Origin of the sequence: Variovorax sp. EL159, from assembly GCF_900100965.1 — a bacterium.
Taxonomy (GTDB): domain Bacteria; phylum Pseudomonadota; class Gammaproteobacteria; order Burkholderiales; family Burkholderiaceae_C; genus Variovorax.
Genome location: NZ_FMUJ01000002.1, coordinates 366,295 through 383,483, shown reverse-complemented (window position 1 = coordinate 383,483; position 17,189 = coordinate 366,295). Strand labels below are relative to the sequence as shown.

Annotated in this window: 19 protein-coding genes and 1 tRNA gene; 8 read left to right on the top strand and 12 right to left on the bottom strand. The window is 67.5% G+C overall.

The window, feature by feature from the left end:
• Positions 1-49: 49 nt before the first annotated feature.
• The 3 genes from BLQ28_RS08050 to flgB are packed head-to-tail and all read right to left on the bottom strand — an operon-like array spanning position 50 to position 1,627.
• Entirely contained in the window at positions 50-736 is a 687-nt protein-coding gene (locus tag BLQ28_RS08050) for a flagellar hook assembly protein FlgD (protein WP_093238239.1), read from the bottom strand.
• Positions 737-765: 29 nt separating this feature from the next.
• Positions 766-1,161 (bottom strand): flagellar basal body rod protein FlgC, encoded by a 396-nt coding sequence (gene flgC, locus BLQ28_RS08045; RefSeq protein ID WP_371126630.1) that lies wholly within the window; start codon positions 1,159-1,161, stop codon positions 766-768.
• A gap of 58 nt (positions 1,162-1,219) precedes the next feature.
• Complete coding sequence (gene flgB, locus BLQ28_RS08040; protein ID WP_093238236.1) at positions 1,220-1,627, bottom strand: flagellar basal body rod protein FlgB; 408 nt, start codon at positions 1,625-1,627, stop codon at positions 1,220-1,222.
• Positions 1,628-1,847: 220 nt separating this feature from the next.
• Between flgB and flgA the strand changes: the two genes are divergently transcribed.
• The 5 genes from flgA to BLQ28_RS08015 all read left to right on the top strand — a co-directional run bounded on the left by flgA (position 1,848) and on the right by BLQ28_RS08015 (position 5,026).
• A complete protein-coding gene (flgA, locus tag BLQ28_RS08035; protein ID WP_256327218.1) occupies positions 1,848-2,576 on the top strand; it encodes a flagellar basal body P-ring formation chaperone FlgA in 729 nt (242 codons plus the stop codon).
• A gap of 93 nt (positions 2,577-2,669) precedes the next feature.
• A complete protein-coding gene (gene flgM / locus BLQ28_RS08030) occupies positions 2,670-2,966 on the top strand; it encodes a flagellar biosynthesis anti-sigma factor FlgM (protein ID WP_093238234.1) in 297 nt (98 codons plus the stop codon).
• Between the two features lie 62 nt (positions 2,967-3,028).
• Positions 3,029-3,484: a flagella synthesis protein FlgN gene (locus BLQ28_RS08025; protein WP_176801047.1), complete on the top strand. Its 456-nt coding sequence runs from the start codon at positions 3,029-3,031 to the stop codon at positions 3,482-3,484.
• Positions 3,485-3,535: 51 nt separating this feature from the next.
• Positions 3,536-4,027 (top strand): YadA-like family protein, encoded by a 492-nt coding sequence (locus BLQ28_RS08020; RefSeq protein ID WP_093238233.1) that lies wholly within the window; start codon positions 3,536-3,538, stop codon positions 4,025-4,027.
• A 120-nt stretch (positions 4,028-4,147) separates the two neighbouring features.
• Positions 4,148-5,026: a winged helix-turn-helix domain-containing protein gene (locus tag BLQ28_RS08015; RefSeq protein ID WP_093238231.1), complete on the top strand. Its 879-nt coding sequence runs from the start codon at positions 4,148-4,150 to the stop codon at positions 5,024-5,026.
• A gap of 177 nt (positions 5,027-5,203) precedes the next feature.
• On the opposite strand, the gene BLQ28_RS08010 is transcribed toward BLQ28_RS08015, so the two are convergent.
• The gene (locus BLQ28_RS08010) at positions 5,204-6,160 is read right to left on the bottom strand and encodes a DMT family transporter (protein WP_093238230.1); all 957 of its coding nucleotides are present in this window, start codon (positions 6,158-6,160) and stop codon (positions 5,204-5,206) included.
• Positions 6,161-6,254: 94 nt separating this feature from the next.
• On the opposite strand from BLQ28_RS08010, the gene BLQ28_RS08005 reads away from it, so the two are divergent.
• Positions 6,255-7,748: a MocR-like pyridoxine biosynthesis transcription factor PdxR gene (locus tag BLQ28_RS08005; RefSeq protein WP_093238228.1), complete on the top strand. Its 1,494-nt coding sequence runs from the start codon at positions 6,255-6,257 to the stop codon at positions 7,746-7,748.
• 77 nt (positions 7,749-7,825) lie between these two features.
• Here the strand turns inward: BLQ28_RS08005 and BLQ28_RS08000 are convergent.
• The 5 genes from BLQ28_RS08000 to BLQ28_RS07980 all read right to left on the bottom strand — a co-directional run bounded on the left by BLQ28_RS08000 (position 7,826) and on the right by BLQ28_RS07980 (position 11,730).
• Positions 7,826-7,915 (bottom strand) — tRNA-Ser (locus tag BLQ28_RS08000).
• Between the two features lie 59 nt (positions 7,916-7,974).
• Complete coding sequence (gene serS, locus BLQ28_RS07995) at positions 7,975-9,306, bottom strand: serine--tRNA ligase (protein WP_093238227.1); 1,332 nt, start codon at positions 9,304-9,306, stop codon at positions 7,975-7,977.
• Positions 9,307-9,359: 53 nt separating this feature from the next.
• Positions 9,360-10,325, bottom strand: a complete 966-nt coding sequence (locus BLQ28_RS07990) for a threonine/serine dehydratase (RefSeq protein ID WP_093238225.1) — start codon at positions 10,323-10,325, stop codon at positions 9,360-9,362.
• On the bottom strand, positions 10,322-11,290 hold the full coding sequence (ispH, locus tag BLQ28_RS07985) for a 4-hydroxy-3-methylbut-2-enyl diphosphate reductase (protein ID WP_093238224.1): 969 nt from the start codon (positions 11,288-11,290) through the stop codon (positions 10,322-10,324). The genes BLQ28_RS07990 and ispH overlap by 4 nt, the downstream gene beginning before the upstream one ends.
• Entirely contained in the window at positions 11,287-11,730 is a 444-nt protein-coding gene (locus BLQ28_RS07980) for an FKBP-type peptidyl-prolyl cis-trans isomerase (protein WP_093239384.1), read from the bottom strand. The genes ispH and BLQ28_RS07980 overlap by 4 nt, the downstream gene beginning before the upstream one ends.
• A gap of 107 nt (positions 11,731-11,837) precedes the next feature.
• Here BLQ28_RS07980 and radC point away from each other — a divergent pair, with 107 nt between their 5' ends.
• Positions 11,838-12,515 carry a RadC family protein gene (gene radC / locus BLQ28_RS07975; protein ID WP_093238222.1) on the top strand — a complete coding sequence of 226 codons (678 nt, stop codon included), beginning with the start codon at positions 11,838-11,840 and terminating at the stop codon, positions 12,513-12,515.
• Complete coding sequence (locus BLQ28_RS07970) at positions 12,515-13,171, top strand: Smr/MutS family protein (RefSeq protein WP_093238221.1); 657 nt, start codon at positions 12,515-12,517, stop codon at positions 13,169-13,171. Before radC ends, BLQ28_RS07970 begins: the two co-directional genes overlap by 1 nt.
• Before the next feature lie 127 nt (positions 13,172-13,298).
• On the opposite strand, the gene BLQ28_RS07965 is transcribed toward BLQ28_RS07970, so the two are convergent.
• The 3 genes from BLQ28_RS07965 to BLQ28_RS07955 form a co-directional block, all read right to left on the bottom strand.
• A complete protein-coding gene (locus tag BLQ28_RS07965; protein ID WP_256327259.1) occupies positions 13,299-15,362 on the bottom strand; it encodes a bifunctional 2',3'-cyclic-nucleotide 2'-phosphodiesterase/3'-nucleotidase in 2,064 nt (687 codons plus the stop codon).
• A gap of 129 nt (positions 15,363-15,491) precedes the next feature.
• Complete coding sequence (locus BLQ28_RS07960; protein WP_093238218.1) at positions 15,492-16,715, bottom strand: NAD(P)/FAD-dependent oxidoreductase; 1,224 nt, start codon at positions 16,713-16,715, stop codon at positions 15,492-15,494.
• A 40-nt stretch (positions 16,716-16,755) separates the two neighbouring features.
• The gene (locus BLQ28_RS07955; protein ID WP_093238216.1) at positions 16,756-17,175 is read right to left on the bottom strand and encodes a group II truncated hemoglobin; all 420 of its coding nucleotides are present in this window, start codon (positions 17,173-17,175) and stop codon (positions 16,756-16,758) included.
• Positions 17,176-17,189 lie beyond the last annotated feature (14 nt).

The following is a 17,189-nucleotide window of genomic DNA, read 5'->3' as shown; positions in this document are numbered from 1 at the left end:
GCCGCGCGACGGCTGCAAAAACCACTTGCGCGCAGGACATCTCGGAGACTCAGAGGAACAGGCGCACGTCGGCCAGGCCGATGCTGGCGCCCGAGGCCAGCTCGAGCGTGACGCCCGTGGCGCCCTGCTTGACGGCCGCCACTTGCGAGAAAGTCAGTGCGGTGGACTTGACGGCCACGCCGCCGTTGCTGGCTTCGACGGTGAAGCGGTAGGCACCCACGGGCACCACGGCGCCGGTGTCGTCCTTGCCGTCCCAGGTGACGGCGTTGACGCCTTCCTTCATGGAGCCGGCGTCGATGGTGCACACCACCTTGCCGGTGGCATCGACGATCTTGATCTGGACGTCCGCGGCCGTGCCGGGCAGCTGCACGGCAAAGGCCTGCGTGGCCGTGTCCTTGCCGTCTTCGGGCTTCTTGGTGGTGAGCACGTCGCCAGGCGACAGCACGTTGTAGCCAATCAGCGATGCGGCCTGCAGCACCTGGTTGGAACCGGTCTGGTTCACCAGGCCCGCCAGCGTGGTGTTGAGCTTCTCGATGCCGCTCACGGTGCTCATCTGCGCCAGCTGCGAGGTCAGCTCGGCGTTCTGCATCGGGTTGAGCGGGTCCTGGTTGTTCAGCTGCGTGACCAGCAGCTTGAGAAAGCGCTGCTCGCTGTCCGCGTTCGAGACGTTGTTGCTGTTGTTCGTCGCGGTCGTGGCGTTCTGCCCGCTGATGGAAGAGGTGTCGGAGATGGCCATGGCGTGTTGCTGTGTGTCTGGAGATGGGTTTACTGGCCGATGGTCAGCGTCTTGACCATCAGCGTCTTGGCCGTGTTGAGCACCTCGACGTTGGCCTGGTAGCTGCGCGAGGCCGAGATCATGTTGGTCATCTCCTCGACCACGTTGACGTTGGGCATGGCCACATAGCCCTCGGCATTCGCGTGCGGGCTCTTGGGGTCGAACACCAGCTTGGCGGGCGACGGGTCTTCGATGACGCCGGCCACCCTCACGCCGCCGATGTCGCGGTTGCCCGACGACGCCACCTCGAACACCACCTGCTTGGCGCGATAGGGCATGCCGTCGGGGCCGGCCACGCTCTCTGCGTTGGCCAGGTTGCTGGCGGTCACGTTCATGCGCTGCGATTGCGCGGTCATGGCGGAGCCCGCCACATTGAAGATGTTCATGGAATTGCTGGTGATGGGCATGCGTGCTCCGTGCTGTCGCGTGTGGCGCGGCGGGCCGCTATTGCTGCACCGCCGACAGCAACGACTTGATCTTGGCGTTGATGATGGTGAGGTTGGACTCGTAGCGCAGCGCGTTGTCGGCGAAGGCGATGCGCTCGACATCCATCTCGACGGTGTTGCCGTCGATGCTCGATTGATGGGGCGTGCGGTACAGCAGGTCCTTGTCGGACGAGGCCTGCGCCTGACCGGCCAGGTGGCGCGACGAGGTGGTGGCCAGCGACACCGACTGCGACGCGCGCCCGCGCTCGACGGCCTCGTTCAGCCGGCTGCTGAAGTCGAAGTCGCGCGCCTTGTAGTTGGGCGTGTCGGCATGGGCGATATTGGCCGCGAGCACCTCCTGGCGTTCTGCCCGGAGGTTGAGGGCTTCGCGGTTGAAGCGAAGCGCCGCATCCAGCTTGTCGATCATCTGTTTTCCATCTCTTGAGGCGTCGCCAATGCGCGGGGCGCGGCGACCGATGGAAAGCAAGTCTATGCATGCGGCGCGTTTGCAATCGCCCGAACAAAGGGGGTTTTCGCCTGCTGCTCGCACCTTCGATTGCAGGCCGAATTTCTAGAATTCCGTAGCGCCGGACTGTGTCTTTTCCTTCTGGCGCAACGCAATTTTTGCCCCTCTTTTCTCGCATCCGATGAACCACTTCCTGCCCTGGACCCGACTGCCGCGCACCGTGTGGATCGCGCTCGTCGCGGCCATGGGACCGGCATGCGCGTTCGCGGCGGCGCCGGCTGCCGACGCAGCTGGAGCGGCCGGAACGGCCGGAACGGCCATCGAGAAGTACCTGCAAGTGCAGAGCGCGGGTTTGCCGGGCAAGGTCACGATCAGCCTCGAAGGACGCGGAACGGCGGTGCTGCCCGAGTGCGAGGCGCCCGAGGTTTTCCTGCCGCCGGGCGTCACGCCGTGGGGCCGTATCTCGGTGGGCGTGCGTTGCCAGACGGAGCGGCCGTGGACGCGCTTCGTGCAGGCGCGCGTGTCGGTCGAAGGCAGCTACTTCGTGGCCACGCACGCGATCGACACCGGCCGCCCGCTGGGCGCCGGCGACGTCACCGAACGCACTGGCGACCTGACGCGCCTGCCGCGCTCGGTGATCACCAGCGCCGCCGAGCTGGTGGGCATGGTGAGCGCCAACCGCATCGCGCCGGGCGCACCGATCCGCAAGGAGCTGGTGCGCGGCGTCACCGTCATCCAGCAGGGCCAGGCCGTGAAGGTGGTGGCCCAGGGGCAGGGTTTCGTCATCAGCACCGAGGGCAAGGCCCTGAGCGGCGCGAAGGTCGGCGCCGTGGTGCAGGCCAAGACGCTGGACGGGCGGCTGATCAGCGGCGTGGCCGACGAAGAGGGACAGATCCAGCTGACGCAATAGGCCATCGCCCGCCCCTCCGGAAGCTTCGTGCACGCAATTCCTAAAGTTCTTGCCCGCGCTGCCGATATACGGGTCAGCCCCTGAGGAATCACCTTGAAAATCGATCCACCCGCCCCCTCGGCCCCGCCCCTTCACCGAACGCCGGCGACCGGCCCGGCCCCGTCGCCGGCCGCCGCCGAGGCCGTCGAGCGCCCGAAGGAGGCGGCATCGGCCTCCGCGCACGTGCATTCGCTGCCCACCGCCGTGGGCCGCAGCGACTTCGATGCGGCGCGCGTGGCGGCGATCCGCGAGGACATCCGCGCCGGGCGCTACGAGATCCGCCCCGAACGCATCGCCGACGGCCTGCTGGCCAGCGTGCGCGATCTGCTCGATCCGAAGGGTGGCGCATGAGCGCAGCGCCGGGCCGCCCCCCAGCCAGCCCGCACCGCGGTGCGGGGCACGAAGGGACTCCCATGAATTCACTGCTGGCCCACCTGCGCACGGAAGCGTCCTGCATCGCGGAATTTCTCGCCGTACTGGACCGGGAAGCCAAGGCGATGTCGGGTGGCGCCTTCAACGACCTGGCCGCCATTGCCGGCCAGAAGACCCACCTGCTGGACCGCATGGCCGAGCTCGACCAGCAGCGCGAAGCCCTGCAGGTGGCCCTGGGCTTCGAGCCCGGCCGTGCCGGCGCGGATGCCGCGGCGGCTGCCGGGGGCCCGGCCGTGCAGAAGGCCTGGGCCGACCTGCTGGTGGTGGCCGTGGAGGCACGCAGCCACAACATGCGCAACGGCTCGATGGTCTATGCGCACCTCGATTTCACGCAGCAGGCGCTGCACTTCCTGCAGGCCAGCGCACAACTCTTCTACGGGCCCGACGGCGTTCGCAAGACGCAGGTGGGCTCGGGCACCCGCCTCGCCGCGGGCTGATTGCCCGGCTTCACGTTGCCAGCGGGTTCACCGCATTTTTTTCCTCAGCCCATGGACATGGTCACTCCACACAGCGACAGCGCGACAGGCGACGGCAAGCGCGGACGGCCCGCGTTGCCGGCACGCCTGGCGCGTCTGGCGCGGTGCGGTGCGCTGACCGTTCTTTCGCTCGCCGCGGCGGGCCTGCAGGCCAGCGCTTTCGCGAACGAACTGGCGCCGGGCCTGCTGCCGAACGATGCGATCAACGTCGGCCAGCTGAACCAGGTGCGCGCCAACGTCAACGACGTGACGCGGATCGCCTACTCCGGCACGGCGATGGCCGTGGCCTTGTCGGCCGCCTACGTGCCGACGCTCCACCCCGGCGAGAAAACCATCGGCCTGGGTGTCGGCACCTACAAGAGCCACACCGCGACCAGCCTCGGCTTCAAGGCACTGTCGGAAGACGGCCGGATGGCCTGGGGCATGGCCGTGGCCACCACCGGCAGCGACTGGGGCCTCAATGCCGGCATCGGCTGGAAGCTGCCGCGCGCCGGCGACCGCTGACCCGTTCGTTCCTGTGCCTTCGTTCCACAACCACCAACGCATGGATGCCATCGACATGAAGAACCCTCTTGCGAAGCCAGTGCCCCTGAACGACGTGGCCATGCCGGGCGGGTTCCAGCCATGAGCGGCGCCCAGGGCTCGCGCCAGATCGCGCTGGTCGGTTGCGACGAAGCCCAGCAGGTCACGTGGGGCAACAGGCTGCGCCTGATGGGCTGCGAGCCGGCCTCGTTCGACACCAGCGCGGACTTTCTGCTGGCCGTGACCGGCGGCAGCCAGTTCGGCCTGCTGCTCATCATGCTCAAGGACGAAGGCGAGTGGCCGATCCTCACGGCCATGTGCAAGGCGCTGCGCATTCCGATCTGCCTCGTGGCCAATGCATCGCAACGGGACCTGCTGATCGCGGTGCTCTCGGCGGCGGGCAATGAATCGCCGGGGGCGCACATCGACTTCGCGGTGCTGCCCATCGACGATTTCGAACTGGAGCTGCGCGTGCGCGAATCGCTGCGGCGCAACGAGACGCTGCTGCACCCGCAGGCCGTGAGCGCGGTCTTCGGCGATTACCAGTTCCTGGGAAGCCGGCGCGTGGTGATCCACAAGGGCGCCGAGATCCGGCTCAAGCCCCGCGAATTCGAACTTGCGCTGCTGCTGTTCCGCAATGCCGGACGGCTGCTCGAGCGCGACTGGCTGCTGGCCTCGCTGTGGGTGGACGCCCGGATCGAAAGAAAGAGCCGCGTGCTCGACTGCTGCGTGGCCAACATCCGCCGCAAGCTGTCGCTGCACAAGGAGAGCGAGTTCGTGCTGCACTCGGTGTACGGGCGGGGCTACGAGCTGCGCCATCTGGCGACGACGTTACTGGGCGATGACGATGCGCACACGCATCACGCACACCACGGCCACGACCTCATGAATGGCCACCCTCGCACGGCGAATGCGTCCGGCTTTCCGGACACGTCGAACGAACCCGTGTGGCTTGGGGAGATGGCGCAGGCCCGCGCCTGAAGTGCCTGCGCGGCCGGGTCACAGACTCGGCCGCAAAGTATTCGTGACGACCTCCGGCTTCGAGGAACCACTCTTGTGAGCGGGTGCCGAAGCGACCTCTACCAGCGCCAGAAGACCGTCCACCCGAGTATCGCCAGGCAACCTTAAGCCGGGCTGAAGGACATGCACGGGCGGCGATCAGGCCTTGCCGCCGCGCCCCATTCCCATTGCGATACCGCCGAGGATGAGCGCCAGCGCCGCCAGCAAGGCCACGCTGAGCGGCTCGTGCAGCGCCACGGATGAACAGACGATGCCGATCACCGGCACGCCCAGAAGACCGAGCGATGTCGTGGTTGCCGGCAGCATGCGGTTGACCGTGGTCATCGCCCACGAGGCCAGTGCAATGCCGAACAGGCCACCGTAAAGCAGTTGCGACACCAATGCCGGATTCCATTCGATGTGCGGAACGCCTTCGGTCGCCAAGGCCATCGGCAGCAGCAAGCAACTGGCCAGCAGCGCATGCCAGAACACCAGCTCGAAAGGCGGCGTCACCCACTTGTGCGCGCGCACGTAGAGGATGCTCCCAGCCCAGCAGAACGCCGCCAGCAGCACCGCCGCATTTCCCATCACCGCACGCCGGTCATGCCAGTCGAAGGTCTGCGGATTGAAGATCAGCAACAACCCCGCGAGACCCAGGCCCGCACCGAGCAGACGCCGGCGCGTGGGCGCCTCGCCCAGCAGCAGCCACGCACCCGGCACGACCCACAGCGGCGTCGTGTAAGCCAGCACCACCGAGCGGCCGGCCGACACGTGCGCCAGGCCCACGCTGCACAGCACCGAGAACGCCGTCATGTGCAGCCCGCCGACGCTCAGGATGACCGGGATGTCTCCGCGGCGCGGCAGCACCAGCCGCCGCGTCAGCAGGCACAGCACGAGAACGGCCAGGGCGCCCACGCCCGTTCGCAGCGCGACGGTCCAGATCGGCGGCAGGTACGCGAGCGTGGCCTTGCCGACCGGCCAGTTGATGCCCCAGACGATCGCCACGGTGCCCAGCAGCCAGATCGCGAGGCGCGAAGGCTTCGTCGATGCATCGACGGCGGACTCGGGCGCGCGGACTGCGGTGTCGTGTACGGAGGGGGTGGCGGATGTGGTCATGCGATGGCGGAATCGAAGGGGCCGGACACCGCGACCTTAGACACCCCGTGGCATCATGCATAGACCCACCCAAGCCCTGATTGATGGAGCCACCATGGACTACGGCGCCCTGCTCGCCGCGTTCGCACGCGAAGGCCCGCAAGGCCCTGCCACCCGGCAACACCGGCTGTACGCCTGCCTCCGGTGGGCGATCCTTGGCGGCAGGATCGCCGAAGGCGCGCGGCTTCCGTCCACGCGGACTTTGGCCGATGAACTCGACATGGCCCGCAACTCCGTGCTCTACGCCTACGAGCATCTGACCGCGGAAGGCTTCCTGGTGGGCTCCCGCCACGGCACCCTCGTCGCGCACCTTGGGCTGACACACGGCAAGACCAGCAACGCGCACGAGGCAGTGCCTCCACCCACACCCAGGCTCGCGCGCCGCGCGATCGCGCTGCAAGGCGAACAGGACGACGCGAACCGTCCGTTGCCCTTGTGGCCGGGCACGCCCGCGCTGGACGAGTTTCCGCTGACCGCCTGGCGGCGCTGCATGGAACGGGCCTGGCGCCAGACCGATGCGCGGCAGCTGAACTACGCGCCCGTGCAAGGCCATCTGCCGCTGCGGGAGGCGATCGCGCAGTACCTGCGCGTGTCACGCGGCGTGCGCTGCGCGGCCGAGCAGGTCTTCATTACCGATGGCTCCCAGGGCGGTTTGGAACTGTGCGCCCGCGCGCTGGCCGATGCGGGCGACACGGCCTGGATCGAGAACCCCGGCTACCCCGGTGCGCGCGCCGCATTCCAGGCCGCCGACCTCCGGCTGGTTCCCATCGCCGTCGACAGCGAAGGCCTGGCACCGCGTGCGGAGGACTGGCGCGCCACGCCTCCGCGGCTGATCTACATCACCCCGTCGCACCAGTACCCGCTGGGCGCCATGATGAGCCTCGAACGACGGCTGGCGCTGATCCGGCAGGCGCGCGAAACCGGCGCATGGCTGATCGAAGACGATTACGACAGCGAATTCCGCAGCGATGGCGTTCCGCTGTCTGCCGTGCAGTGGCTGGACGCGCACGCGCCGGTGGTCTACGTCGGCACCTTCAGCAAGACGCTGTTTCCCGCGCTTCGCCTGGGCTTCACGGTCGTGCCCACCGCGGTGGCGCCGGCGTTGCTGGGCGCGATCGCCGCCGCCGGGATGCGCGGCCGGCTCGCCGAACAGGCCGCGCTGGCGGACTTCATCGAAAGCGGCCAGTTCACGCTGCACCTGCGCCGCATGCGGCAACTCTATGCCCGGCGCCGCGAGGCCTTACAGGCGGCGCTGGCGCGGCACCTCCAGGGTGTCGTCACCGTGTCCGGCGGCGCGGGCGGCATGCACCTGTCAGTGCGGCTCGAAGCGCCGGTGACGGACGTGGCCGTCAGCCGTGCGGCGCGGGCGCAAGGGTTGGGTCTGCGGCCGCTGAGCCCGTTCTGCCTTCCAGGCACGGGTAGCGCGCACTACAACGGCTTTGTGCTTGGCTATGCGGGGATGCCGGTCGAACAGGCAGATGAACTTGTGCGGCGCATGAGCAGGGTTATCGCGCAGGTGTCGGGAGACGTCACGGCCGGACGGCCTTGAAATGCCCGCACCGACCCGGAGCCGTCGGGGGATTCGGTGCAAACAGGCAAAAAAATAGCCCCTTGCGGGGCCATTCTTGGAGGAGAGGGAGGGATTCGAACCCTCGGTACTATCGCTAGTACGCCTGATTTCGAGTCAGGTACATTCGACCACTCTGCCACCTCTCCGGTGCTGTCGAGCCTCTGATTATAGCGGATGAAATTCCGCTTTTTGAAGCCCCGGGGCCTCAACCGCGCAAAACTTCGACGCCGCCGATGTACGGCCGCAACGCTGCGGGCACGTTGATCGAGCCGTCTTCGTTCTGGTGGTTTTCCAGCACGGCGACCAGCGTACGCCCCACCGCCAGGCCAGAACCATTGAGGGTGTGCACGAGTTCGTTCTTGCCCTGGGCGTTCTTGAAACGGGCCTGCAGGCGGCGCGCCTGGAAGGCCTCGCAGTTCGATACCGAGCTGATCTCGCGGTAGGTGTTCTGCGCCGGCAGCCAGACTTCGAGGTCGTAGGTCTTGGTCGAACCGAAGCCCATGTCGCCGGTGCACAGCAGCACCACACGGTACGGCAGCTCCAGCGCCTGCAGCACAGCCTCGGCGTGGCCGGTCATCTGCTCGAGCGCGTCGTAGCTCTTCTCGGGGTGGACGATCTGCACCATCTCGACCTTGTCGAACTGGTGCTGGCGAATCATGCCGCGCGTGTCGCGGCCCGCGCTGCCGGCTTCGGAGCGGAAGCACGGCGTGTGGGCCGTGAGCTTGATCGGCAGTTGCGACTCGGCCACCACCTCGTCGCGCACGAAGTTGGTCAGCGGCACTTCGCTGGTGGGAATGAGGTACAGCGCCGAATGATCGGGCGCGGATTCGCCGTCCTGGCCCCCCTTTTTCGCGGCGAACAAGTCGCCTTCGAACTTGGGCAACTGGCCGGTGCCGCTGAGCGTGGCGGCGTTGACGATGTAAGGCACGTAGCACTCGGCATAACCGTGCTTCTCGGTCTGGATGTCGAGCATGAACTGCGCGAGCGCGCGGTGCAGGCGGGCGATCGGCCCCTTCATCACGGTGAAGCGCGAGCCGGCGAGCTTGGCGCCCATCTCGAAGTCGAGGCCCAGCGGCGCGCCGAGATCGACATGGTCTTTCGCGGCGAAGGCCAATGGCTTGGCGTCGGCACCAGCGCCGCCTTGCGGCGCCCAGCGGCGCATTTCGACATTGCCGGTTTCGTCTTCACCGAGCGGCACGCTGGCATGCGGCAGATTGGGCACCGCGAGCAGCAACGCGTGCAGTTCGGGCTGGATTTCCTCAAGGCGCTTGGACTGCGATTCCTGCTCGGCCTTGAGCGCGTTGACCTCGGCCATCAGCGCATCGACCGATTCGCCCTTGGCCTTGAGCGGGCCGATCTGCTTGTTCAGCGTGTTGCGGCGCGCCTGGATTTCTTCGGTGCGGGTTTGCAGCGTCTTGCGCTCGGCTTCGAGCGCGCTGAACGCCGACACGTCGAGATACGGCTGGTTCTTCTTGCGTTTTTCGAGGCCGGCCACAGCGGAGGCCAGGTCTTTGCGGAGCAGGGTGATGTCGAGCATCGGCCGATTTTAGGTGGGCGCGGCACCCACCGCGCCCCACCCTGCCCACGCGATCAGGCGACGGTGGCCGGATCGACGTTCGCGCCGCAGACGATCAGGCACACCTTCTCGCCTTCGCGCGGCACATAAGCGCCGGTCTGCAGCGCCGCCAGCGGCAGCGCGGCGGCGGGCTCGACGGCGAGCTTCATCTCTTTCCACATCCACTGTTGCGCGGCGCGGATCGATTCGTCGGACAGCAGCAACGCGTCTTGCACCTGCTGCTGGGTGATCTCCCAGGCGATGGCGCCGATGCGGCGCGCGCCGAGCGAATCGGCCGCAATGCCGCCCACGTCGACGTCAACCGGCTCGCCGGCCTCGCGGGCGCGGAACAAGGTGGGCGCCTTCTCGGGTTCGAGTGCGACCACGCGGGCGCGCTTCTCGAACCAGCCGGCCAGGCCGCCGATCAGGCCGCCGCCGCCGACGCTCACCAGCACCGAATCGGGCAGGTCGCCCTGCGTTTCGATCTCGTGGCCCAGCGTGCCCGCGCCAGCTACCACTTCGGGCTGGTCGTAGGCATGGGTCAACAAGGCGCCGCTTTCCTTCTGGCGCGTCAGGCAGGCGGCCAGTGCATCGGGGTACAGCTCGCCGACCACGACCACTTCGGCGCCCAGTGCGCGCAGGCGGGCACGCTTGGCTTCGGGTGACACGCCGGGCAAAAACACCTGGCAGCGCACGCCCAGCGCCTTGGCGGCGGCGGCGGTGGCAATGCCGGCATTGCCGCCCGAGGCCACGACCACGCCGCTTTCGGGGACGTCGTTGGCCAGCAGCCGGTTCATCATGCCGCGCGCCTTGAAGCTGCCGCTGACCTGCATGTGCTCGAGCTTGAGCCAGACCTCAACGCCCGGCACCGCGATGCCGAACGCGGCGGCCGGCAGCTTCCAGAGCGGCGTTTCACGCAGAAAATTGCCGGCACGCTCGCGCAGCCTACGGGTGGCGCTATCTATTTCAGAGCGCCAATTGGTTGTGTTCATGGTGTTCAAGAGATGTGCCCAGGGGGCGGAATGTCGTCGAGCTTGAGGCCCTTGGGAAGCGGAAACTTGATGGTTTCCTCGATGCCGTCCATCTTGCGGACCGACACCGCGCCGAGCGCACGCACGCGGTCGATCACCTCGCGCACGAGCACCTCGGGCGCCGAGGCGCCGGCCGTGAGGCCGATGCGCGCCTTGCCCTCGAACCACTCGGGCTTGAGTTCGTCGGCCGAATCGACCATGTAGCTTTCGGTGCCCAGGCGCTGGGCCAACTCGCGCAGCCGGTTGCTGTTGGAGCTGGTGGGGCTGCCCACCACGATCACGAGATCGACCTGCGGGCTCATGATCTTCACCGCGTCCTGGCGGTTCTGCGTGGCGTAGCAGATGTCCTGCTGCTTGGGCTCCCGCACGTTCGGAAAGCGCGCGCGCACGGCGGCGGCGATCTCGGCCGCATCGTCCACGCTGAGCGTGGTCTGCGTGACCACCGCGAGCTTGTCGGTCTGCAACGGCGACACCGTCGCCACGTCGGCCACGTCTTCCACCAGGTGGATGCCGCTGGACAACTGGCCCATCGTGCCCTCGACCTCGGGGTGCCCCTTGTGGCCGATCATGATGAACTCGTAGCCCTCTTTCGCGAGCTTGGCCACCTCGACGTGCACCTTGGTCACCAGCGGGCAGGTGGCGTCGAAGATCTCGAAGCCGCGGTCGCGCGCCTCCTGCTCCACCGCCTTGCTCACGCCATGTGCGCTGAACACCAGCGTGGCGCCGGGCGGCACATCGGACAGTTCCTCGATGAAGATCGCGCCCTTGGCCTTGAGCTCGTTCACCACATAGGTGTTGTGCACGATCTCGTGGCGCACGTAGATCGGCGCGCCGAACTTCGCGATGGCGCGCTCGACGATCTCGATGGCGCGGTCGACCCCGGCGCAGAAGCCGCGCGGCTCGGCCAGGAGGACTTCCGAGATGTCCGAATTCATAGGACTCCGATCAGCTTCACTTCGAAGGTGACGGGCTGGCCGGCCAGCGGATGGTTGAAGTCGAAGCGCACGGCCGTGTCGTTCGATTCGATCACCGCGCCCGCATAGCTGCCCGTGCCGTCGGGCGTGGGGAACTGCACGACGTCGCCGGTGGCGTACTGCTCGTCGGGGTCGCCCATCTGCGCGAGCAGCTTCTTGGCCACCCATTGCTGCATGTCGGGATTGCGCTCGCCGAAAGCCTCGCCGGCGGGCAGCTCGAAGGTGGCGTGCGTGCCCTCTTCCAGGCCAAGCAGGCGCTGCTCCATGGCAGGCGAAAGCTCGCCGGTGCCGAGCGACAGGGTCGCAGGCTTGTCGGCGAAAGTGTTGATGATGTCGCCCGCCGGACCGGCGAGCCGGTAGTGCAGGGTCAGGAAGGAGCCGGAAGTCACAACATGGGACATGGAGGCATCAGAGGTGGGCAAAGACAAGGTGGGTGTCCCGATAAACTGGGCCTCATTTTAAGGATCGGGGCTTCGACCCGCGTCCACCAAGGTTTCAGCAGGGTTTCATGGCATTCAAGGATCTCCCAATCGACGCCCGCCCGCGCGAAAAGCTCATCGCGCGGGGCGCCACCGCGCTGGCCGACGCCGAGCTGCTGGCACTGCTGCTGCGCACCGGCGTGGCAGGCAAGAACGTGCTGCAGCTCGCACAGCACCTGCTCGAACGCTTCGGCGGTCTTTCGGGGCTGCTGCACACGCGTGCCGACGACCTCAAGACCATCAAGGGCATGGGCGGCGACGCCAAGCGCTCCCAACTGATCGCGGTGCTCGAACTGGCGCGCCGCGCCATGGGCGAAAAGCTCCGGCAGCGCACGGTGTTCGACTCGCCCGAGGCGGTCAAGCAGTACCTGCAGCTGCACATCGGCTCGCGTCCGCACGAGGTGTTCGCGGTGGTGTTCCTCGACGTGCAGCACCGCCTGATCGCGCTCGAAGAAATGTTCCGCGGCACGCTCACGCAGACCAGCGTCTACCCGCGCGAGGTGGTCACGCGCGCCCTGCACCACCAGGCCGCGGCCGTGGTGCTCTCGCACAACCATCCGAGTGGCAGCATCGCGCCTTCGCGCGCCGACGAATCGCTCACGCAGACGCTGCGGGCTGCCCTGGGGCTGGTCGATGTCCGCGTGCTCGACCACATCATCGTGGGCCCGGGCCAGAGCTTCTCGATGGCAGAAAGGGGGCTGCTCTGATGGCTTCGCGTGCGCCCTCATTGAAGAACCTGGCCGACCTCAAGCAGGTGCAGCGCGTGCTGGCCGAAACCCGCGAGCGTGAAGCGGCGGAGGCGGCGGCAAAGGCGGCCGCCGAACGCAAGCGCGCCGCCGAGAAAGACCTGTTCACCCGTGCCATCGGCGCCACCGAGCCGCTGCGCCGCAAGGCCGCCGTGCCGCTGTCGCCCGAACCGCCCGCGCCGATCCCGGTGCAGCACCAGCTCGACGAACAGCGCGTGCTGCGCGAGTCGCTGTCCGACGAATTCGACGTGACCACGCTGCTCGACGTCGACGACGCCATGAGCTTTCGCCGCCCCGGCATCGGCACCGACATCACCGCGCGTTTGCGCAAGGGCGACTGGTCGATCCAGGCCCAGGTCGACCTGCACGGCATGCGCAGCGACGAGGCGCGCGAAGCCCTCGGCGGCTTCATCCGCACGTCTCACAAGCAGGGGTTGCGCTGCGTGCGCGTGGTGCACGGCAAGGGCCTGGGCTCGCCCGGCAAGCAGCCGGTGCTCAAGACCAAGACGCAACGCTGGCTGATCCAGAAGAACGAGGTGATTGCGTTCGTGCAGGCCAAGCCGGCGGAAGGCGGCGCGGGAGCCCTCGTGGTGCTTCTGGCGCCCGTGCGTCGCTGAGTCTTGCTCCTTCCCCCTTTGGGGGAAGGTTGGGATGGGGGCAGGCCTTCGAACAGGTGCCATGCCTACGGCAAGGCCGTCGCGCCCCCACCCCTGCCCTCCCCCGAAGGGGAGGGAGTCAAGCGGGTTACTTGCTCAGGTCGAGCTTGTAGACCGACCGGCCCTTGCCATCATCCGCCACCAGCACAGAGATGTTCGTGAGGCCCGCGTCCGTCGCCGCGTTCAGTTGCCCCAGGCCCGAACTGAACACCACGTTGCCCGCCGTCGTCACTTGCGTGAAGCGCCAGCTGCGTGCCGCGCCGTTGGTCGCGCGCGTGATGGTCTTCTTGGCCTTGATGTACGCGATCAGCACATCGCGATTGGCATCGGGCGAGGCATAGATCGTCGCGCGTCCGTCCAGCGCGGGAATGAAGCTCGCACCGCTCGTCGCACGGTAGTTGTTCGTCGCGATGACGAACTCCTTCGCCGGGTCGATGGCCGCGCCCTTGTACATCAGGTTCTTGATGCGGCTGCCCACGTCCTGCGTCACGTCGATTTCGTACTGCATGTCCGGCGTCGTGAACATGTCGAAGTTGTAGCCCGGGAAGGTGCTGATGAGCTCCTGGTTCGCCGTCGCGGACGTGCTGATCTTGTTGAAGCGCTTGGCTGCAGCTTCGAGCCAGCCCTTGATCTCGGCGCCCGTGACCTTCACCGCATACACCGTGTTCGGGTACAGGTACAGGTCGGCCGCGTTGAAGATCGCCAGGTTGCCCACGGCCACGTCGGTGTAGTCGCGCCCACCTTCATAGCCCGACTTGAAGGGCGCGCTCACCGACAGCACCGGCAGACTCGCGTACTGCGGCAGGTTGGCCTGGATGTAGGCCGCCACGTAGTCGGCCTGCGCCTGGTTCACGATCTGGATCGCGCCCGGGTCGCCCACGTCCGCGAAGTAGGTGTTCATGCGGAAGTCGGTGCTGCCGATCGGCGTCTTCACGTAGGCGATCGCAGCCTGGTGCTGGGTTTCGACCAGCGGTGCGACGCTCGGGTCGGCATCGACGTAGGTCAACTTGCCAGTGCTGTCCTTGCCGGTCTGCGTGGAACGCAGCTCGACGTTGGTCTTGGTCTTGTCCACGCTCCAGGTCTTGCCGTCGTACACGAGGTCGAGCCGGATCAGGCCCAGCGCCTTGCCCCACGAGCTGGCCATCACGGCCGGCACACCGTTGACGGTGCCGGCCTTGTTGTCCACGCCGGCCTGCTTGTAGCCCGGGTTGGTGCCGCGATCGGGGAAGGTGCCGTGCTGGTGGCCCATCATCAGCGCGTCGATGCCCGGCACCTTCGACAGGTAGAGGCCGGGGCTTTCCATCGTCGGCGAATAGGGCGAGGCATCGAGGCCGCCGTGCTGCAGCGCCACCACGATGTCCGCGCCCTTGGCGCGCAGTTCGGGGATGTACTTGTTGGCCGCTTCCACCGCGCCCTGGGTGCTCACCTTGCCCTCGAGGAAGCGCTTGTCCCAGTTCAGGATGCCGGGCGTGGTGAAGCCGATCACGCCGACCTTGATCGGCACCGTCACGGCCTTGCCGTCGGGGTCGGTCGCGGTGAACTGCTTGGTGACGATGGTGTAGGGCGCAATCAGCGGCTTGCCGCTCTTGATGCTCTGCACGTTGGCCAGCACCATCGGGAAGGTCGGGCCGGCGCACTTCTTGGAGCCGTCGACACCGTCAACGTCGAGGCCGCCGCCCAGCACCTGGTTGAGGAAGTCCAGCCCGTAGTTGAACTCGTGGTTGCCCAGCGTGCCGGCGTCGAAGCCCGAGGCGTTCATGACCTTGTAGATCGACAGCGGCTGGGTGCAGGGAATGCGGCTCACCAGCGCTTCGTAGTCGGCCAGCGCCGTGCCCTGGATGGTGTCGCCGTTGTCCAGCAGCACCGTGTTCGGAAACTCCTTGCGCGCCGCGTTGATCAGCGTGGCGGTGCGCTCGTAGCCGTACGACTTGTCTTCAGCGAGCTTGAAGTAGTCGTAGCTGCGCACGTTGAAGTGCAGGTCGGTGGTCTCCAGCAATGCGACCGTCGTGCGCGTGCCCACGGCCACCGGTGCCGGCGCGGGCGGTGCCGGGGGATTCGGCGCCGGTGCGACCGGCGGAAAAATCGGGCCGCTGCTGCCCCCGCCACCACAGGCGGTGAGCGCGGCGGCCAGGATTGCGACACAGGCGGACATGGGGGCTAGGCGCCAAGGCGACGCGGCCACTGCTTTCTTCATCGAGGGATCTCCCTGCAAATTTGAGGAAGACGAAGTCTCTGAAAGCCGAGTGACAGGATAGTGAACTGGCCCTGACCTGAGGCGTGCCTACGACAGATGGTTCTTCAGGGGTATTGACGCATCGGCAATGGCCACCGGGTCGGGGCTGCGGCCGGCTTCGAGCAGCTTGCGGCTCATCATGTGGTCGACCGGCGCATTCACGGATTCGACACACACGAGCTGCCCATCGACGTAATGGAACAGCGAGAACGCATCGGGCTTGGGCCCCGGGCGTCGCACGCTGGTCAGGCCCGGCGTGCCTTCGGCAGGCATCAGCCCGACCATCTGCAGGCGCATGCTGCCTTGGTCGGACCAGAACCACGCGACCGCATCGTGCGTGCGTGCCGCGCCGGTGAGCGTGGCCACGGCCGTGCGTGCCTGGTCGTTGGCGTTCTGCACCGATTCGAGCCGCAGCGCGCGGCCCGCGCGGCGATCGGGGAAGCGCGTGCAATCGCCCACCGCGAGCACGTCGGCCGCGCTGGTCTGCATGTGGCCGTCGACCACGATGCCGTCGGCGCATTCGAGGCCGGCCGCTTGCGCCAGCGCCGTCTCGGGCACCGCGCCGATGCCCAGCAGCAGCAGGTCCACCGGTTGCTTCGCGCCGTTGACCTGGATCGATGCGAGGCGATCGCCTTCCACCTCGAACGCACCGGCCTGCGCGCCCAGCACGATGTCGATGCCGGCCGCGCGGTGCGTGGCGAGCACATGCGCCGAGAGTTCGGGCGACACGGCACGGCCCAGCAGGCGCGGCGCGCTTTCGATCACCTGCACCGACTTGCCGAGCGCCTTGGCGGTGGCCGCCACTTCGAGCCCGATGAAGCCGCCGCCGAGCACCGTGACCCGTTCGGCCGAAGCGAGCCGCGTGCGCAGGCGATGCGCCTCGTCGGCGGCGCGCAGGCTGGCGACGTTCTCCAGCCCCGGCTTCAGCTCGGGCATCTGCCGCGCGCGCGTGCCGGTGGCCAGCACCAGCCGCTCCCAGGGCAGCACAGCGCCGGAACGCAGCGTGACGGTGTGGGCCTCGCGGTCGATGGCCACGGCGGCATCGCCCAGGTGCAGCGTGATGCCGGCTTCGCGGTACCAGTCGGCGGCCTTGTGCGGTTGCGTTGCTTCCTCGGCGCTCTTCAGGAACGCCTTGGACAGCGGCGGCCGGTGGTAGGGCTCGCAAGCCTCCTCGCAGACCAGGTGCACGCGCGCGCCCTGCCCGGCTTCGGCAAGCCCCGCGCAAAGCTGGGCAGCGGCGTGGCCGCCGCCGATGATGACGATGGAACTCATGGAGAACAGTCTTTCGAAGTCGTTGTCTGGTTGTGCCTGCTTATTCGCCGCGGTTGCGCATCCAGTCGGCCGTCTGGAAGAACGAACCGCGCAGGCGTTCGCGCAATGCATCGGGCACTTCGGTCTCGCCCATGGCCTGGTCCATGCAGGCGAGCCACTGGTCGCGCTCCTTGATGCCGATGGTGTGGCCTCCGATGGCCTGGGGCATGTGGCGCGCACGCAGCATCGGATGGCCGAAGCGGTCGGTGTAATGCTGCGGGCCGCCGAGCCAGCCGCACAGGAACCAGAACAGCCGCTGGCGTGCGTTGTCGAGGCTGGTGCCATGCACCGCGCGCAATTGCGCGTAGGCCGGCTCGAGGTCCATCAGGTCGTAGAAGCGCTCGACCAGTGCCTCTACCTTGGGTTCGCCGCCGATCCACTCGAAAGGGGTTCCGGCGGGCGGTTTTTCTTGAATCTGCATGGCAGGGAGTATCC

What these genes read in the sequence shown, in the direction of transcription:
- BLQ28_RS07965 (WP_256327259.1), bottom strand. Translation starts at nt 15,362, where the DNA reads ATGTCCGCCTGTGTCGCAATCCTGGCCGCCGCGCTCACCGCCTGTGGT.
- flgC (WP_371126630.1), bottom strand. Translation starts at nt 1,161, where the DNA reads ATGAACATCTTCAATGTGGCGGGCTCCGCCATGACCGCGCAATCGCAG.
- BLQ28_RS08025 (WP_176801047.1), top strand. Translation starts at nt 3,029, where the DNA reads ATGAATTCACTGCTGGCCCACCTGCGCACGGAAGCGTCCTGCATCGCG.
- BLQ28_RS08020 (WP_093238233.1), top strand. Translation starts at nt 3,536, where the DNA reads ATGGACATGGTCACTCCACACAGCGACAGCGCGACAGGCGACGGCAAG.
- BLQ28_RS07970 (WP_093238221.1), top strand. Translation starts at nt 12,515, where the DNA reads ATGGCTTCGCGTGCGCCCTCATTGAAGAACCTGGCCGACCTCAAGCAG.
- BLQ28_RS07960 (WP_093238218.1), bottom strand. Translation starts at nt 16,715, where the DNA reads ATGAGTTCCATCGTCATCATCGGCGGCGGCCACGCCGCTGCCCAGCTT.
- BLQ28_RS08050 (WP_093238239.1), bottom strand. Translation starts at nt 736, where the DNA reads ATGGCCATCTCCGACACCTCTTCCATCAGCGGGCAGAACGCCACGACC.
- serS (WP_093238227.1), bottom strand. Translation starts at nt 9,306, where the DNA reads ATGCTCGACATCACCCTGCTCCGCAAAGACCTGGCCTCCGCTGTGGCC.
- flgA (WP_256327218.1), top strand. Translation starts at nt 1,848, where the DNA reads ATGAACCACTTCCTGCCCTGGACCCGACTGCCGCGCACCGTGTGGATC.
- BLQ28_RS08010 (WP_093238230.1), bottom strand. Translation starts at nt 6,160, where the DNA reads ATGACCACATCCGCCACCCCCTCCGTACACGACACCGCAGTCCGCGCG.
- ispH (WP_093238224.1), bottom strand. Translation starts at nt 11,290, where the DNA reads ATGAATTCGGACATCTCGGAAGTCCTCCTGGCCGAGCCGCGCGGCTTC.
- BLQ28_RS08005 (WP_093238228.1), top strand. Translation starts at nt 6,255, where the DNA reads ATGGACTACGGCGCCCTGCTCGCCGCGTTCGCACGCGAAGGCCCGCAA.
- flgB (WP_093238236.1), bottom strand. Translation starts at nt 1,627, where the DNA reads ATGATCGACAAGCTGGATGCGGCGCTTCGCTTCAACCGCGAAGCCCTC.
- BLQ28_RS07955 (WP_093238216.1), bottom strand. Translation starts at nt 17,175, where the DNA reads ATGCAGATTCAAGAAAAACCGCCCGCCGGAACCCCTTTCGAGTGGATC.
- radC (WP_093238222.1), top strand. Translation starts at nt 11,838, where the DNA reads ATGGCATTCAAGGATCTCCCAATCGACGCCCGCCCGCGCGAAAAGCTC.
- BLQ28_RS07980 (WP_093239384.1), bottom strand. Translation starts at nt 11,730, where the DNA reads ATGTCCCATGTTGTGACTTCCGGCTCCTTCCTGACCCTGCACTACCGG.
- BLQ28_RS08015 (WP_093238231.1), top strand. Translation starts at nt 4,148, where the DNA reads ATGAGCGGCGCCCAGGGCTCGCGCCAGATCGCGCTGGTCGGTTGCGAC.